Source organism: Bradyrhizobium sp. WYCCWR15520 (genome assembly GCF_056174665.1).
The window spans coordinates 191,746-207,744 of record NZ_JBWBWM010000002.1; the positions used below are offsets into that span (position 1 = coordinate 191,746).

Consider the following 15,999-nt stretch of genomic DNA (forward strand, 5'->3'; position numbering starts at 1 on the left):
CTCACCTGCTGCCATAGCGCATTCGATTTTCACCCGCCAGACCTGCAATAACGCCTGCGATGCTCGCCTTGCCGAGCGGCAAAATGCAGCTATCCTGCCGAACAATGATCGGCCGCAGCGGGCCGGATAATTCCTCTCCGCGGAGAAACGCCATGAATCCTCCTGTCAGCTCACCCGCCGTCAAGGTCGTCAAATCGGTTCGCGAACAGGTGAGCGCGGAAGAATGGCAGGCGCGGGTCGACCTCGCGGCCTGCTACCGCCTCACCGCGATATACGGCATGACCGAGATGGTCGCCAACCACATCTCCTGCCGCGTGCCGGGGACGACCGACCAGTTCCTGATCAATCCCTACGGTATGCTCTACGAGGAAATCGACGCGTCCAGCCTGATCAAGGTCGACGTCGAGGGCAACACGCTGTTCAACGCCTCCGACTATGACGTCAACGTCGCGGGCTTCGTCATTCACAGCGCGATCCACATGGCCAAGCACGACATGGATTGCGTGGCGCATACGCACACGCCGGCCGGCATGGCGGTCTCGGCCATGGAATGCGGGCTATTACCGCTGGCGCAGACCTCGATGCGGTTTCTCCACATCGCCTATCACGACTTCGAAGGCATCGCCGATGATGTCGATGAGCGCGCGCGGCTGGTCAGGGATCTCGGTGACCACGAAGCCATGATCCTGCGCAACCACGGCCTGCTCGTCGTCGGCCGCACCGTGCCTGCGGCATTCAACGTGCTGTTCCGCCTCGAGCGCGCCTGCCAGGTGCAGGTCATGGCGTTGTCCTGCAACACCAAGCTGATCTACCCGCCGCAGAACGTGCTGGAAGAAACCTACGACAAGATGCGGCCTCGAACCGACCGGCCCGCGCGCAATGGCGAACTCGCCTGGCCGGCGCTGCTGCGCAAGCTCGACCGCACCGATCCGTCGTATCGGAACTGAGCCGCTGGGCACCCCGAAACGCCGCACGAACTTTGGGCGACGCCTGCCTGTAATTTGATCGCACCTGTCGCCGCTAAATCGCCGATGCTGTTATCAGGCGTGGCGACAGGTGCGTCCAGATGAAGACATTCATTCGCGTGGTTGAATTGTGGGTGCCCGACCGAACCCGCACCCGCCTGGAGTTCGGCGGCTGTCTTTGCAGCGACGAGTATTCGGAGTTCAAGGCCGTCAGCGAGAACGCGCTGTTCGCCTATGACGAAGGGCTGCCCGGCAAGGCATGGGCCGCCGGCCATCCGGTCATCCTCACGAAATTCGCAAACTCCTACTTCAAGCGCACGGACGAGGCGATCGAGGCCGGATTGACTTGTGGCGTTGCATTGCCGGTCTTTGCCGGTGAATTCCTGATGGCGGTGATGGTGCTGTTCTGTGGCGACGACCAAAAGCACGTCGGCGCCATCGAGCTCTGGCACAACGACCCCGAGAAGTCCCACGAGATGGGCCTGGTCGACGGCTACTACGGCACCGCCGACATGTTCGAGTTCAATTCGCGGCACACGAAATTCCCGCGCGGCTTCGGCCTTCCCGGCCGTGCCTGGAAGGCCGGCATGCCGCTGATCATCAAGGATCTACACAACGCCAAGAGCTTCCTGCGCTGGGAGGAAGCCAGCGAAATCGGAATCAATTGCGGCGTCGGCATTCCCTACGCCACGCCTCCGGACCAGACCTGGGTCATGACCTTCCTGTCCGCACAGGCAACGCCGATCGCCAGGCGTTTTGAGATCTGGGTGCCGGACCCGTCGCGAACGGTGCTGGTGTTTCAGTCCGGCGATTGCAGCAAGAATGCCGATCTCGCCTCGCTTTATGCGTCAAAGACGATACGCAAGGGCGAAGGCAGCATCGGCGGCGCCTGGGCGACGGGCATGCCCGCCATCAACGAGCATCTGAACGTCGACGAATCCGTTGCGGCGCAGCTAGCGCGCGCAGCCGGCATGAACCAGATCGTCGTTCTTCCCGTAATCGAAAACGCGCTGCTCAAGGCGGTGCTCGCCTGGTATCTCTAGACAGCGGGCGCGCGGGGCCCACTGATCAGGAAACAGGCGGCTTGCGCAGCGTTCTGAAGTAGTTTCGCACCTCCTGCACGAAAAGGTCCGGCTGCTCGAAAGCCGCGAAGTGACCGCCCTTCGGCATTTCGCTCCAGTGCCGGATGTTCGTGTAGCTCGCTTCCATCCACTTTCGCACCGGTGTGACGATTTCCTTGGGGAAGACGGCAACACCGGTCGGCACCGTCACCTTGTGAGCCGTCCGGCGCTTCGGCCCAAAACTTTCCCAGTACAGGCGCGCCGATGAAGCGGCCGTCGCCGTCACCCAATAAAGCATGACATTGTCGAGCAATTCATCCCGGCCGAGGATGTTTTCGGGATGTCCGTCGCAGTCGGTCCAGGCCCAGAACTTTTCCAGGATCCACGCCGCCTGCCCGCTCGGGGAATCCGTCAAGCCGTACCCAAGCGTTTGCGGCCGGGTGGACTGCTGTTTGGAATAACCGGAATCCCAATCGGCGTAATACTGGATGCCCTTCAAGGCCCGCGCCTCTTCCGGCGTCGGCTGTCCCTCCACATTGGGACGCGCCGACATCGCTAAGGTGATGTGGATGCCGGCGCAATGTTCCGGGTCCTGCGCGCCGAGCGCGGTGGTGATTGCCGATCCCCAATCACCGCCCTGCGCGCCGTATCGCACATATTCGAGGCGATCCATCAGCACCGCCCAACTCGATGCAATGCGATCGATGCCCCAGCCGGTTGTCTTCGGCTTCTCTGAAAAGCCGAAGCCTGGCAGCGACGGGCAAACGACATGAAACGCGTCGGCAGCGTTGCCGCCGTGCGCGGTCGGATCGGTCAAGGGTTCGATCACCTTGTGAAACTCGACCACCGAGCCCGGCCAGCCATGCGTGATGACCAGCGGCATCGCGTCCGGATGCGGCGAACGAGCGTGCAGGAAGTGAATGTCGAGCCCGTCGATTTCGGTGGTGAACTGCGCAAAACGATTAAGCCGCGCCTCGCGCTGGCGCCAATGGTACTCCTCGGCCCAGTAGCGGCAAATATCCTTGATCCATTTCAGCGGCGCGCCCTGACTCCAGTCGTCGACCAGTTCGGCCTCCGGCCAGCGCGTCTTGCGCAGCCGCGATTTGAGATCTTCGAGAACATCGTCCCCGATCGAAATGCGATAGGGTTTGATTTCAGCGCTCATGAAAGGCCCCCCTTTCGTATCCAGGCGAAGCTGCCGGGACGGACTTTCCCAGCAGAAATCATCGTCGCACACGAGGCCGATATCAAGGGAGGCGCCGGGGCGCGCTGATTTTCGCTCCAGACTTCACACGAACGTCGAAGCCGTCAGATGCAGCAGGCGATCAATCCGCTCAGCGCCCTATTGCTTGCGCGATGCAGCCGTCCTCGCATCCTTAAAATTGAGGAAAAGCTTGAAGCCGCAAAAAACGCTTATCAGCGCCGGCGGAAACATGATCGCGACAAGCAGCAAAGGCGACATGTTCGATGAAGGGTCAATCCATCTTTCAAACAACCAAACCAAAGCAAGGTCGATGGAAACGACGAGCAGAGCGAGAGCCAGCAACGGCAGAAATAGCCCGGCGATTATTGAAAGCCAACCAGGAGCAGCAGCCGACCAATCGACGCCATCGAATGCCGGTTCGTGCCGTATGGGCTTGGAGATATCAGCCACGTCGGGCTTGTCGCTTAACCCGACGCTTCGAGGACGCTGGGTCCACGCAACCGCATCATTCATTTTAACAGCCATGACAATTAAACAGCGTGATTATCTTAAAACTGGGATCGCAAGGTTTGATTGGCCGCCAATATCGGCGGCATTGCGCAATCCTATAGCAGCGATTTGATACGGTTTATAGGGCGAAACCGGCTTTATTTGGGTTCCACGGCAATCCACATGTGGAGATATAATTGCAACGCGCGCAAAGATTCGCTCGCGACGGCCGCAACCATGGATGGCAGCCCACTTCATGCGAAAACAACTCCAGGGTGCGCTTCGCCTCGCTCAAGGGCCAAGCAAAGCGAGCCTTCACGCTCCGCGATGATGAACAAATTCGAATGTGGAGCGTTATGCCCGACCGATTAGCGATCTGCAGCCGGTCGAGAGCGCGGGGATGATTCGTATCCTGTTCGTTTCATGGGCGGTTCTCATGCTGGCGTCACAGCTCATTTGCGGCTGCGCCACATTCCTGCATTGGCTTTCGGCAGGCTGACGGCCGCCGCAGCTACGAAGTCTGGCCGATCCTCGTTTGGCAGATATTCGGCCCGCGATCAGTACCAGGGCCACCAGTTATAGCGATGGCGCGGATTGCCGTAGTAACCAGGTCCAGCGTACGGTCCATAGAAATTCTTGTCGCCATAAACCCACCGGGCGACCGGGCGGCGCCGATCCGGTCGGTAGCAATTGCCCGCCTCGTCGCAGATCACCTTCGCGGCCGTGATGAGCGAACCCGGAGCAGGCTGCATATGGCTCAGAAGCGGCGCGGCACTGGCATTGGAAGCAATCAAGAAACTGGCCGCCAGCACCGACGCACAGATCGTTCGCATATCTCGTCTCCCCCTCGCGAATTAACTAGCTGCTGCTCCGAAAATACGAAGCCCCACACCGACAAACAAAAACTAGTTCCATCCGAGCCTATCCGCTTGACCGAAAGCTGACTAGGCCTCCTGCCCTGATTTTCCAGGGTAAAACCGGGATCGGCCTCGACGGGTTCAGTGGTTATGTCACCACAACCCGCATTCACATCAGGCGATCAAGTGCCCGATAAGCCGAGCCCCGTTCAGGACTGTGGGCGCATCGGACCCGTTGGCCGCCTGCGCTACACCGGATGCCGAATGCCCGCCTGAATTGACGTGTCGCGCAGCGACTGAAGCGTTCCTCTTGGAGAGCCGCACCGGCCGCATTTCAGAATGGAGCATGGATCCGGCAGGGCTTCGACCGGCAACGCAACCGTCAGGCTCCCGCATTGCTCGCAAACCAGCTTGAATGTTTGCCGGTTCATCGAGGCCGCGTTCGTCTCAATATCCATATTAAGATCCATCAACCCGGACTTTGACAAACTGAAACAATGAACGATTGAAAACACCTCAAATTGAGCGCCGGCCTGGACCGCCACCCTGAACCCACAAATTCAGATTCTTGCTGACCTCTGCAACGGGCGAACGCATTTAACCCTAATGGTCCCGAGCCTGGTGTGACGGGCGTTTACTATTCGGCGACGTCAAGAGACCGTACGGGGGTGCAGATCAACGCCCGCGATCTGCCGCTCGCTCACTACGACACAGCCAGCCGATACCGAGCGGTACGCATCGACGCGTCGATCAGGCTGCCGAAGTGTGCAGCCCCCTGCCTGCAGACGACAATGGCTTGGACATTGGATCAACGATCATCATCCTCGTTGCCAATTTCTTTTCACCGGACGGTGGCGCGAGATCGGTCCGGAGGCTAAGTCATCCGCGCCTGCAACGGCTCGCGCGGGATTGCTCGACAGCGACGGCAGGATCGAACGGCCCGGTCCCTTGAAGCGGAGCCCGGCAGCTAGCACCTTGGGCGGCCTGGATCCCTCAATTACCGGACTCCAGTTCGGTGAATTAATACGCCGTGCTTCAAATATGGACAGCCAGCCGCCATCGGAACGCGCGTGCTGCAGGGACTGCGCAACGGGAAAATCGTTAACGCGCGCCGTGGCCTATTTGGGCGGACATTTCGCAGCAAAAACATCACAGCCGCAGAAAAAGTGAGAAAAATGAATGATCAAGGCGTGACAAGTCCGCCAAAGAGCAAATCCCGGTTCCGCTGAATCGCCGCCTCGATTACAGTTCTGCGTTAAAATTTAACGGGATTGGCGTAACGCTGGTTGCATGGGCAATTGGGGCGGAAATTACCTGAGCCAGACGGTTTTTCGGGGAGCGCTGGCTGCGCTTTTGCTCGTGGCGGTGCTGTGGTCCGGCGCCAGCGCCCAGGTCGCCGAAAGCGGTCCTCCGCTGGAGGGTGATGCCTATACGGCGGCTGAGACCGCCTACAAGGCGTTCGGCCAGCGAGATTACAGGGCGTCCGCGGCAAGCGCCGCCGAGGCTGTGGCGCTCCGTCCTGATCTCCTTCGCCTGCATCTCCTCCTGATCGATTCGCTGATCGCCGCGGGCGACCTCACCCGAGCCGAACAGGCCACGAAGGCCGCGTCTGCGGCTTTTGCGGGCAACCAGGAGCTCGAAGGCCGGCAAGCAACCATTCGGCAGCGCCTCGCCCAGCAGCCGGCCAGCGATGGCTACAAGGCGCTTGAAAGGGGCGATGCCAAGGCGGCGATCCGAGCCGCCCGCAGCGCCATCGAATATGCCCCGGATTCGATGTCCTACCGCTTGCTGCTGCTGAGCGCCCAGATCGCGGACAATGATTTGCCGGCGGCATTGGCAACGGCCACCGAAGCGGTCGCACGCGACCGGGCGAACTATCTTCCCCTGGTATGGCGCAGCTATATCAACCAGCGACTGGGGAAGCGCGCTGACGCCATCTCTGACTTCAACGCGGCCCTGGCGATCCCGGGCCTGACCGCAGGCCAGCAGAAGAACGTCCGGTTGATCGCCGCCGATGCAGCTTTGGCGTCAGGCGATTTCAACGCCGCGATCGAATTGCTGGGCCGCTATTCGCGAACCGACCCCAAAGTCGTTACGAGGCTCACCGACGCCGAAGGCGCAAGCCAGCACAGGGGCACGCTTCCGAACAATGGCAGCATGCCGACGCCGGTGCAGGAGTGTTCAACCACCGTCAACGGTGTGGTTTGCGAACTCGAGGCGCCTGCCGTCCTGAGCATATTGATCCCTTCTGCATCGCCGGAAGAAAAGGCCGCAAAGGAAATCTTTGAAGCGAAGGAACGCGCCTATCGGGCGGAACGAGACAAGGACTACAACTTGGCCATCGTCGAGGCGCGCAAAGCTGTTCAGCTTGAACCAGAAGCCGCCACGAACCGCCTCCTGCTGGTCAATATCCTGATGTCCGCCGGCCGCCCTGCGGAAGCTGAGGTCGAAGCGACCAAGGCGATCGACGCGGGGCATTCGAGCGCGGAAATCTATGCGCAGCGCGGCTATGCGCGCAGCAAGCTCAAGAAATTCAGTGGCGCGATGTCAGACTGGGAAAACGCCCTGAAGCGGGGTCTCCCGCCCACTCAGGCCCACGACGTTCGTCTCGCCCTCGCCGATGCTGCCTTGGCTTCCAACGACCCGATGCGGGCATTGCGCGCGCTTCAGAAATTGGCCGTCAGCTATGAGACCGCGATCCGCAAGGCGTATGCACTGCAGGCGCTCGGGCGAAAGGAAGAATCGCTCGTCGAATTCAGAACGGCAGAACGGCTCGCCAAGACCGCTATTCAGCGGGACGGCGCGCTGCGTGCGCAGATCAACACGCTGGTGGAGCTGGACCGCAAACCGGAAGCCCGCATCCTTTTCGATCAGGCAATCGCCGAGGGCAGATTGCGTTCGATTCGGGACGCCGACCTCGGCTATCTCGCCGTCGCCGTAGGCAATGACGAGGAAGGTCTGGCTCGCTTCGATCGCGCGCATGCCCGTGGACAATTGCCAGCTCGGGCCACGATCGATGCGGGATATACCGCCATGCGTCGCTTCGAAAATCCGAAGGCCATCGCCTATCTGATGGAAGGGATCGACGCCAAGGCCGACGGGCGGATCGATATCGACGATCAAAAGCTGTTCGAGACGCGTCGGACGGTCTCAGACCTGGCCCGCGTATGGGGTATCAACACGTCGGTTTCATACGGTAAGGTTGGTTCGGCACCCAATCCGTTCCTGACGACAACCGCCCCCAGCAGTTACACCTCGCAACTGGGAACCGAGTTCTATTATCGTCCCGAAGGGATCGGATACAGGAACGGCGCGATATTCGAGCTGTTCGGCCGGCTGTTCGAAACTCTCTATGACCAGTCCGGCGGACCGACCGGCGCACTCACGACGCAGGGCATGGTGGGCGCCCGCTGGAAACCGTTCTCGAACGCCAATCTGGTTTTCGAAGTCGACAAGCTTTTCGCGCTCGGCGATGCGGCCCGCGATGACACGCTGTTGCGCGCCCTCTACTCCCACACGGTCGGAACCGATTTGCGTGTGTTGGATGCGAGCTGGCCGACCTGGTACGTCTATGCAGAAGTGGATCGCTTCCTCGAGAAGCGACAATTGGTAGTAATCACGGAAGGCCGTTTCGGACGCAGCTTCCGGCTCGATCCCATCAGCAGCAAGCTGGTATTCTTCCCGCACGCCGTGCTGGCCGCAAACTACGATGATTCCTTCGCCAACCGTGAGGCCTACTCGGCCGGCGCCGGCGGTTCGTTACGCTACTGGTTCGGCGAGACAAAATACATGGCGCCGCCCTCGTACTGGGAGCTGACACTCCAGTATCGCTGGCGCCTTGCGGGAGATCAGCGGGCTCAGGGGATCTTCGCGCAGACATCGATCAATTATTGAGGACTGCTCAACGCTCTGCGAATCGAAACTCGCCGGCCAGCGGGCCATGCTTCGCAGATACTTCAATCAAAAAGGCCGCCCGTTTGGGCGGCCTTTTGTTTGATCCGGCAGGTCCTATTGCGATCATGCGATCGCCATCGCGGACTTTGCCTTGCGGCGATAGGCTACAAAGCCGAGCCCGGCGAAACCGGCAATCATCATGATCCAGGTGGACGGTTCGGGCACAGCGGCGGTGAACTGCACTTCGCTCAGCAGTATCCAAGGCTGCTTATTGGGATCGTATGCGCTATTCTTGAAATCGTTGACGTTGTCGAGGAAGCAGCTGTTGGGGTTAGCGTTGTCGCAGCCATATCCGACGACGTGATTGTTGTAGTAGTTGATGCCATCCAGCAGCAAAGGTCCTCTATTCAAGGTCAGGCTGAACGTGTCGCTGGAAAGGATCGGCGCGGAGAAGGCAAGCGTTATGACTTCAGTTCCGGTGTACGGATTATTCAGATAGTCGGTAAAGGTCGTCGTATAGGTCGGCGTAAAAGTCGTGTTGCCGGCGGTGGTGACCGACACACCTACCGAAGCCGGCTGGCCAACAAGACCGCCAAAGCCGAGCGTGCTGGCGTACGAACTCGCCACGTACAACGTAATCGAGCTGACGCTCTTGCCTGCCTCAAGATGAAAAATGATGGTGGGGTCTTGATACTTCCAGCCGACGTAGTTTTGGGGCACGAACGAGTAATTCTGGGTTGGAATGGTATTGTCGGTCAGTTTGCCCGTTCCGCCTGTCAGCCACGCTTCCTGAGGAACTCCATTTGACGGCACGACCTGCGAAGAGCCGTTGGTGTTGGCATTGGTTGGAACAGAGTAGGTCGAATCGAAGTAGTCGTAGTTACCGTTTTGAGTCTTCCCGTTGCCATTGTTCATCTCGTAGCTGGTGACGGTGACCGGGACCGCCGATGCGGCCGTGGAGCCTAGCAAGGTAGTCGATAGAGCAATGAGCAAACGAGACCGCAGCGACATATTAAATCCTTTGGGTGGCGAACAATTAAATGAACACCCGTTGTTTATCGTTAGCAACTTATTATCACGGGCCGCAGTCGGCGCAAAGTAGCATATTCTGCAGCAACGTTTATCGTTAACAGCCTGATCGCGTAGGTTGTTGCACATACGCCCCTGCATCGCCTGCGGCAAGGAGTTGATTTTTAAATCATTTTCCTGCGGGATGGCCAACCGCAGCTCGAATTCGAAACCCAATCACTTTCAATCCGGTCGGCGAGCGATCGACGGCCCACCATAGGAATAATTCCGCATTACAGTGGTACCCTTGCCAGCATTATTGCACGCACTTTCGAAGTGATTCGTAATCAGTCATTGCGGAACGTGAAGCTGCGGAATTTAATTTGCTTCTCCGGATAGGGCAATCACTTCTCCGGCCTATGTAGACAGTCGCCACGGGCAGGCAGGATTCCCTCATTGCCCCCGCAGCAAATCGGCCAGCTTACCGACCGCTCCTGCCGGCAGAGAGGGAATTGGGTACGGGCGAAAACTCAAAGGTGTAGCCATCGGGCCCCACTCCCTTGAAAACGAACAGGCCACGATCGGTGACCACGATATCGCCCTTCTGAAGCGAGCTATCGTTCATAACCGTTTCGGAGGCCAGCCGCGCCGCCTCGGCCGCCGAGGGGAGCGGACGCCCCATGCGGCCGCGATCCTGGGCGCTTACTGCTGCGCTCGAAATCAAGACGAGCAGGATCGAGGCTTTCCACATGGCTTTCTGATCGGGCTACGACTTCACAGTATACAACAAAAAGCCGCCTGAACGGCGGCTTTTCAGAGCGAAGGAGCTTGATTAGATCAGGCGATTCGAAGTGCAACATCCGACTTGCGGCGATAGGCGAGAAAACCGACGCCGAGGAAGCCGAGGATCATCATCGCCCAAGTCGACGGCTCCGGTACCGCTGCCGTAAGAGCTATATTATCGATCTCAAACGCAGGACTGCCACTCACGAATTGAATTCTATCGAACAGCAAGGTCGACGATATGTTGACGTATCTATTCTGATTCCCGTCAGCCTGATTACCATTCGCTGGCGCCCCTACGTCATTTCCGACAACGGTCCCGACCAAAACATTCCCGTTATACAGGTTCAAGGTATTATAAGTGTCGATCGACCCCCAATACAGACCGATATAGTTGTGCCAGCCAGTGAGCTGCGCGGTGGTGGTCACCGTAAAAGCTTCACCATTGAACCCCGTGGTAAGATAGTTGCCTTCCGACGTTGCAGGCTGAGCGTATTTACCGCCCACGCTTCCGGTGACGATAGCACCACCACCGGTAAAAGTGATATTTCCGCCCACAGCGTTGCCCAGCGTTACGCCTCCCGAAACCGCATCCGGCAGAGCCCCGCCAACGCCAAAATCGGTGTAAGCTACGGCGGCCTGATTGCTTCCAAACGGAGACAGGTTCGTGGTGCTGATCACCAATGCCGCCTGGGCTGGCACTGATACGAGCAATGCAATCGCCGCTAGAGATATAGATTTACTCATCTCAAACCCCTGTCAATTATTAAAACTGTGCCAATGCGTATTTTTACCGAATCTTAGGAATTGGGTCAAGCTTTAAACAGGAGAATTAAATACTCCGGACAACTATTTAATTTAGATGCCCGCACTGCAATTTAAATCAGTTCCGGCGAACGAAGTCTTGGGTCATAGCTCTAACAAGCCCCCTTTCCAGTCACAAAAAACGGCGCTCGAAGGCTCAGACGTCCGCTCGAATCTTGGCCATCCCCGAGCATACCGTGGCGGCGAACCTGTTTTCCGGGGCCGTTTTCGGTTCACTGCCCGGCTGGTTATCGTCCCGGTCCGATTGACCGTGCAATGCCCTTTCGAGCTTCAGCCAATCGCTCTCTTTGATTTCCGTCGATTCATTCAGCGCGGCAAGCAATGCGCTTGTCAGTCTATCCGACACGGCCACAGTCCCCTGCTCCATTGGCACCATCCCGGCTCTCACGCCGGAAGAACGGTGTCGCAACCACCCAAGCCGCTGATCGAACTCAATGCTGTCTGAGCTAGAAATCCTAACTACGGGACGATTCGCAAGCGTGCCGCCGAATTCGCCTGCGTTTTTCCAACTCTAGATGAACGGCTCTTGAGCTCGTTTGATAGCCCACAAAGGGGGCCGTGGATATGAACGCTTGTTTGGCTTGGCTAATTCTTCTGCGCCGCGGCAGGAATGCAACAGCGCAATATCGCCGTGAGAAAATTCGACGGAAGCGGGATATTCCCGGACGATAGGATCAACCCGCTGGGCAACCATGGTCCGGTTTGGGAGCATGTCTTGTGCGCACGCCACGAGCGGACTGCCTAGACCCCTAAGAGCCATTCCACACCGGTGAATATCGCCCACAGCCAACCAACCATGGCGATCCCGATTGCCGCCAGATAGAGCGGCGGCGTCAGTCCTTGACGCAACTTTATCATTGTGAACTTCGCAAAGCTTCCGCCTCGGACAGACGTTCGCGAAGGCGTCGCAATTCGAGATATCGTTCCGCAATGGTCTCGGCCGGCTGCTTTTTCAAGGCCTTCGGCGGCTTCTTTGGTTTCGGCAGAATGGTCGTGCGGCTGTGCGCTTTCATGTGTGCCCCCTCCTCCTGCCTGAGAACTCAGGCAAACGGCATGCCAGTTAAATTCGGTGATGCAACTGGACTCCGTTTAACCTTTGTCGGCGCGTTTTTATGGGAGTTCGATAACGGTTGCGTGACCCATTTGGGGGACGTCGCGAAAAAAACCGCGGGCCAAACATAGCTAGTTAGGCGTTGATCGGTCGGTCCGTATCCAATGGGATGCTGTGCCGCCTAGCAACATCCGGCCGTAGAACCCGATCTTTTTAAATGCAAAAGAACCGAACGATAATACCTCGTGCGCCGGAAAAACCTCGCGCCCGAATCTAAACCAGGCCAGAAGAACACATAGGATAAACCCAGCGAGATTGCCGCCCGCGATCAGGGTGGGCAACCACGGCCCTCCAAGCAATGTGACCAATGAAGTCAGGCCCATCATGCCGACGATCATCAGCGCAAGCAGAGAGAGCGGCGGCACCAAAAGATCAAGCGCCAGCACAAGAACATTGGCGTCGCCGCGCTTCAAGCCGCCAGCCAGAAGCTGCGGAACGAATCTTCCGATCATAGCGAGATGACCCTGCACCCAGCGTTGACGCTGGCTGTCGGTGCCCTTGGCGCTGGTCGGGAATGTGCTGGTAACTTTCACGAACGGAAAGAAATACGGAGCCTTGCCCGCTTGCGCGAGATCGAGCCCCAGCTTCAAATCCTCAACCAGATGACCGCTGGCCAATGGTACGGAGCTGATCGCATTCCACGGAAACATCATTCCCGTTCCCATCAACTGAACGGGACAATGAAGGTTTCTCAGTCCAAGGGGACGGATCCAGTTTCTGAGAATCCAGGCGAACTCCGCGAAGCTGTGATTGATGGGTGAATTTTCAGCGCTTCGCATCATGAACAGTGCTTGTACCGGCCGCTGAACCTGCTGACAGACCCGCTTCAGCCCTTCGATCAGGTCGGTCTGGAGCCGGCAATCGGCGTCGACGAAGAGAACAAAATCGGGTGGGTCCTGGGCGAGATGGGCGATGCCCCACCCCATCGCGAATCCCTTGCCAATTCTTTCGCGGTCATCGCGGACAATAACTTCCGCACCCGCTGCGGCCGCGACCGACGCGGTATCATCAGTACAATTATCGGCAATGACGACAAGGCGGTCTCCAGCACGAAGCTGGGATTTGATATCCTGCAACGTCGGAACGAGGCCCAGGCTCTCATTGTGCGCGGGAACAATGACTGCCAGGCGCTTCTCGCTATTTAATTCCTGGACTTCGAAAGGCTCCAGCCTCGGCGCTTTGAGGGCGGCAATGACTTCAACCAGCAGGACAGCGACAGGAACGCTGAGCAATCCAGCCAGAGCGGCCAAGATCAACATCGCAAAAACCGATCTCGAAACGTTTGACTTAACGTTTTGTCAGGCAAAAAAGAGAATATCTAAGCGGGGTATAAATATCCCGTTTCCAGCTCGATTACTACTATATTTCCCAAATAGATAAATAGGCGTGCGGAACAAAAATGGGCGCTTTTATCGGGGCTGCTTTGGGATAAAAGTCAGGAAGAGCACACCCTTCATGAAGATCGCCTATCTGGTTAACCATTATCCGGCAGTCAGCCACAGTTTCATTCGGCGCGAGATCCTGGCGCTCGAACGCCTGGGGCACGAGATCGTGCGAGTATCGGTGCGGGGCTGGGACGATGCGCAGCGCGGCTCCGAAGATCAGCTGGAGCAGACTCGCACGCGTTACGTCCTGCGCGGCGGCGCGGGGCCGCTGCTGGTTTCATTTTTGCGGATCCTGACAACCAACCCCGTCGGCCTGTTTCGCGCGTTCGTTCTGACGTTGAAGGTGGGCCTGCGGGCGGAGCGCCCCCTCCCCGTTCATCTGATTTATTTGCTCGAAGCATGTCAGGTAGCCCTTTGGTTACGCAGCGAAAAGGCGCAGCACTTGCACGTTCATTTCGGAACCAATTCGGCCGAAGTCGCGATGCTTGTCGGCGAACTGGGCGGGCCGCCCTGGAGCTTCACCGCCCACGGACCTGAAGAATTCGACAAGCCGAAATTCATCTCGCTTCCCGAGAAAATCCGGCGGGCTCGCTTTGTCGTTGCGGTCAGTTCATTCGGACGCAGCCAGCTCTTTCGTAATGTCCCCCACGCTTATTGGCCAAAGATAAAAGTGGTCCATTGCGGGCTTGAGCCAGCTTTCCACGAAACCGACGTCGCAGCGCCGGCAGGCAGTGAACGACGATTGGTTTGCGTGGGGCGCTTGTGTGAACAGAAGGGGCAGTTGCTCCTGATCGAGGCAGCACGGCTGCTGGCGGAGCGCGGGACAAAATTCGAACTGGTGCTCGCCGGCGACGGCGAAATGCGCGGCGAGATCGAGACGCTCGTCGCAAAATACAAGCTGGCTGGCATTGTGCGAATAACGGGATGGATCAGCAGTGACGAGGTGCGGGCCGAAATTCTCGCAGCCCGCGCGCTGGTGTTGCCGAGCTTCGCCGAAGGTCTGCCGGTCGTCATCATGGAAGCCATGGCGCTCCGCAGACCCGTCATCAGTACGTTCGTCGCCGGCATCCCCGAACTGATCGAGCACGGTGAGCACGGCTGGCTGGTTCCTGCCGGCGATCTTGAGAGCTTGGCTGCGGCAATGGAAGAATGTCTCGGCGCGGCGCCGGAAGCGATCACGCAAATGGGAGAAAGTGCCCGCCAAAGGGTTTTGGAGCGCCATGATGTCGACAAGGAAGCGGCTAAGCTGATCGGGCTGATTGAAGCCTAGACCGGGCGGATGGGCCGAAAAATTGCCGGCGCCCCCCGGTTGCGCCATACCTCATACTTCCAGGTAGTGAGATGAGGATATCGCTTTCCCTGTTGGCGGTCGTGACGATGATCGGCTCGGTGCAGCCGACCGTCGGTCAGGTCAATATGCAGTATAGCGGCCGCTATGGCGGACAGTACGCCGGCCAGTATGGCGGGCAATTTAGCGGCCCATACAGCGGACAATATTACGGACGAGGGAGCAGCGACCAGACTGCGTCGCCAAACGCGCTGGACAGAAAGCTTGATATAATTGGCGCTCCGGTCAATTCCGGCTCATGCGGGCAACTCTACTATCCATCGCCCGGAACGGATTATGTAATGCACGATCGTCAGGGGCGCCGCTGTTATTAGAACGGTGCTGAGCCAACTCAGCGCATCTTTGCCGTTGCCGGACGAGCGTCAGGTTCTCACATTTCGCGACCATACACTTCCAGGTACTCGCAGGCACCGCCGGGGCGGTCATCCTCAAATACCCCGATAACCAGGCGCCCCGTCTTCCAGGCCAGCCCGTCGAGATTGGTCTTGCACTTCCCTACAATCGGCGCGCGCGCGTCGGCATGGTGGCCGTGTACGACATATCGGCGCCCGTGTCCGACGTCGGCATCGCGGGGATAACGCTTCCACAGCAACGTTTCCTCGTTCTGCTGGTCGAGCGGAGCTTTCGGATCGACTGCGGCGTGAACAAATACTCTATGTCGGTCGACATGCATCAGTGGGAGATTGGCGATCCAGTTCAGGTGGTCGGCCGGGATCGCTCGCAAATCGGGAAGCGTTGGAGTTTGGTCATATGACGCCAGTGTCTCGCCTCCCCCATTCTTGATCCACCACTCGAGTTCCGCCCGGTTCTCACAGACCGCGCACATCATGGCTTCGTGATTGCCCTTAAGATTGACCACCTTCGATCCATCCGGTCTCCAGTTAATGAGCCGCTCGATGACCTGCCTGCTCTGCGGCCCACGGTCAACGTAATCTCCCAGAGTTATGATCGTGGAAGCCATCCTCTCCGCATGCCGCGCAACCGCCTCGATGGCGCGGTCAAGAAGATCCAGCCGGCCATGAAGGTCGGGTATGGCGTACGTTCGGCTCACGGCAACCTTCGTCAAGAA

16 protein-coding genes are annotated in these 15,999 nt (G+C 58.5%); 4 read left to right on the top strand and 12 right to left on the bottom strand.

The genetic code is table 11. The features are described from left to right. Position 1 precedes the first annotated feature (1 nt). Positions 2 to 154, bottom strand: coding sequence for a hypothetical protein (locus AC0QUY_RS02865; RefSeq protein ID WP_161856045.1), 153 nt, complete (start codon positions 152 to 154; stop codon positions 2 to 4). Here AC0QUY_RS02865 and AC0QUY_RS02870 point away from each other — a divergent pair. Both AC0QUY_RS02870 and AC0QUY_RS02875 read left to right on the top strand, forming a co-directional pair. Further along, positions 153 to 947: a class II aldolase/adducin family protein gene (locus tag AC0QUY_RS02870; protein ID WP_161856046.1), complete on the top strand. Its 795-nt coding sequence runs from the start codon at positions 153 to 155 to the stop codon at positions 945 to 947. The genes AC0QUY_RS02865 and AC0QUY_RS02870 overlap by 2 nt on opposite strands. Positions 948 to 1,066: 119 nt before the next feature. Further along, positions 1,067 to 2,008, top strand: coding sequence for a GAF domain-containing protein (locus AC0QUY_RS02875; RefSeq protein ID WP_161856047.1), 942 nt, complete (start codon positions 1,067 to 1,069; stop codon positions 2,006 to 2,008). Positions 2,009 to 2,033: 25 nt separating this feature from the next. On the opposite strand, the gene AC0QUY_RS02880 is transcribed toward AC0QUY_RS02875, so the two are convergent. The 4 genes from AC0QUY_RS02880 to AC0QUY_RS02895 form a co-directional block, all read right to left on the bottom strand. Then, complete coding sequence (locus AC0QUY_RS02880) at positions 2,034 to 3,191, bottom strand: epoxide hydrolase family protein (RefSeq protein ID WP_475385670.1); 1,158 nt, start codon at positions 3,189 to 3,191, stop codon at positions 2,034 to 2,036. A gap of 177 nt (positions 3,192 to 3,368) precedes the next feature. Continuing rightward, the gene (locus AC0QUY_RS02885) at positions 3,369 to 3,743 is read right to left on the bottom strand and encodes a hypothetical protein (protein ID WP_161856049.1); all 375 of its coding nucleotides are present in this window, start codon (positions 3,741 to 3,743) and stop codon (positions 3,369 to 3,371) included. Positions 3,744 to 4,276: 533 nt separating this feature from the next. Continuing rightward, entirely contained in the window at positions 4,277 to 4,552 is a 276-nt protein-coding gene (locus AC0QUY_RS02890; protein ID WP_161856050.1) for a hypothetical protein, read from the bottom strand. A gap of 272 nt (positions 4,553 to 4,824) precedes the next feature. Then, on the bottom strand, positions 4,825 to 5,121 hold the full coding sequence (locus AC0QUY_RS02895; protein ID WP_161856051.1) for a hypothetical protein: 297 nt from the start codon (positions 5,119 to 5,121) through the stop codon (positions 4,825 to 4,827). A 745-nt stretch (positions 5,122 to 5,866) separates the two neighbouring features. Here AC0QUY_RS02895 and AC0QUY_RS02900 point away from each other — a divergent pair. Next, entirely contained in the window at positions 5,867 to 8,470 is a 2,604-nt protein-coding gene (locus AC0QUY_RS02900; RefSeq protein WP_475385671.1) for an NfrA family protein, read from the top strand. A gap of 123 nt (positions 8,471 to 8,593) precedes the next feature. On the opposite strand, the gene AC0QUY_RS02905 is transcribed toward AC0QUY_RS02900, so the two are convergent. The 6 genes from AC0QUY_RS02905 to AC0QUY_RS02930 all read right to left on the bottom strand — a co-directional run bounded on the left by AC0QUY_RS02905 (position 8,594) and on the right by AC0QUY_RS02930 (position 13,456). After that, positions 8,594 to 9,715: a PEP-CTERM sorting domain-containing protein gene (locus tag AC0QUY_RS02905; protein ID WP_475385672.1), complete on the bottom strand. Its 1,122-nt coding sequence runs from the start codon at positions 9,713 to 9,715 to the stop codon at positions 8,594 to 8,596. A 244-nt stretch (positions 9,716 to 9,959) separates the two neighbouring features. Then, positions 9,960 to 10,229, bottom strand: a complete 270-nt coding sequence (locus AC0QUY_RS02910) for a hypothetical protein (protein ID WP_475385673.1) — start codon at positions 10,227 to 10,229, stop codon at positions 9,960 to 9,962. An 86-nt stretch (positions 10,230 to 10,315) separates the two neighbouring features. Further along, the gene (locus AC0QUY_RS02915) at positions 10,316 to 11,008 is read right to left on the bottom strand and encodes an Npun_F0296 family exosortase-dependent surface protein (protein ID WP_475385674.1); all 693 of its coding nucleotides are present in this window, start codon (positions 11,006 to 11,008) and stop codon (positions 10,316 to 10,318) included. A 214-nt stretch (positions 11,009 to 11,222) separates the two neighbouring features. Next, positions 11,223 to 11,453, bottom strand: coding sequence for a hypothetical protein (locus tag AC0QUY_RS02920; RefSeq protein ID WP_475385675.1), 231 nt, complete (start codon positions 11,451 to 11,453; stop codon positions 11,223 to 11,225). A 487-nt stretch (positions 11,454 to 11,940) separates the two neighbouring features. Next, positions 11,941 to 12,099 (bottom strand): hypothetical protein, encoded by a 159-nt coding sequence (locus tag AC0QUY_RS02925; RefSeq protein ID WP_161856056.1) that lies wholly within the window; start codon positions 12,097 to 12,099, stop codon positions 11,941 to 11,943. A gap of 169 nt (positions 12,100 to 12,268) precedes the next feature. Next, positions 12,269 to 13,456, bottom strand: coding sequence for a glycosyltransferase family 2 protein (locus AC0QUY_RS02930; RefSeq protein ID WP_475385676.1), 1,188 nt, complete (start codon positions 13,454 to 13,456; stop codon positions 12,269 to 12,271). Between the two features lie 196 nt (positions 13,457 to 13,652). Between AC0QUY_RS02930 and AC0QUY_RS02935 the strand changes: the two genes are divergently transcribed. Then, positions 13,653 to 14,852, top strand: coding sequence for a glycosyltransferase (locus tag AC0QUY_RS02935; protein WP_475385677.1), 1,200 nt, complete (start codon positions 13,653 to 13,655; stop codon positions 14,850 to 14,852). Positions 14,853 to 15,300: 448 nt separating this feature from the next. On the opposite strand, the gene AC0QUY_RS02940 is transcribed toward AC0QUY_RS02935, so the two are convergent. Beyond that, positions 15,301 to 15,981 (bottom strand): metallophosphoesterase family protein, encoded by a 681-nt coding sequence (locus tag AC0QUY_RS02940; RefSeq protein ID WP_475385678.1) that lies wholly within the window; start codon positions 15,979 to 15,981, stop codon positions 15,301 to 15,303. Positions 15,982 to 15,999: the final 18 nt, after the last annotated feature.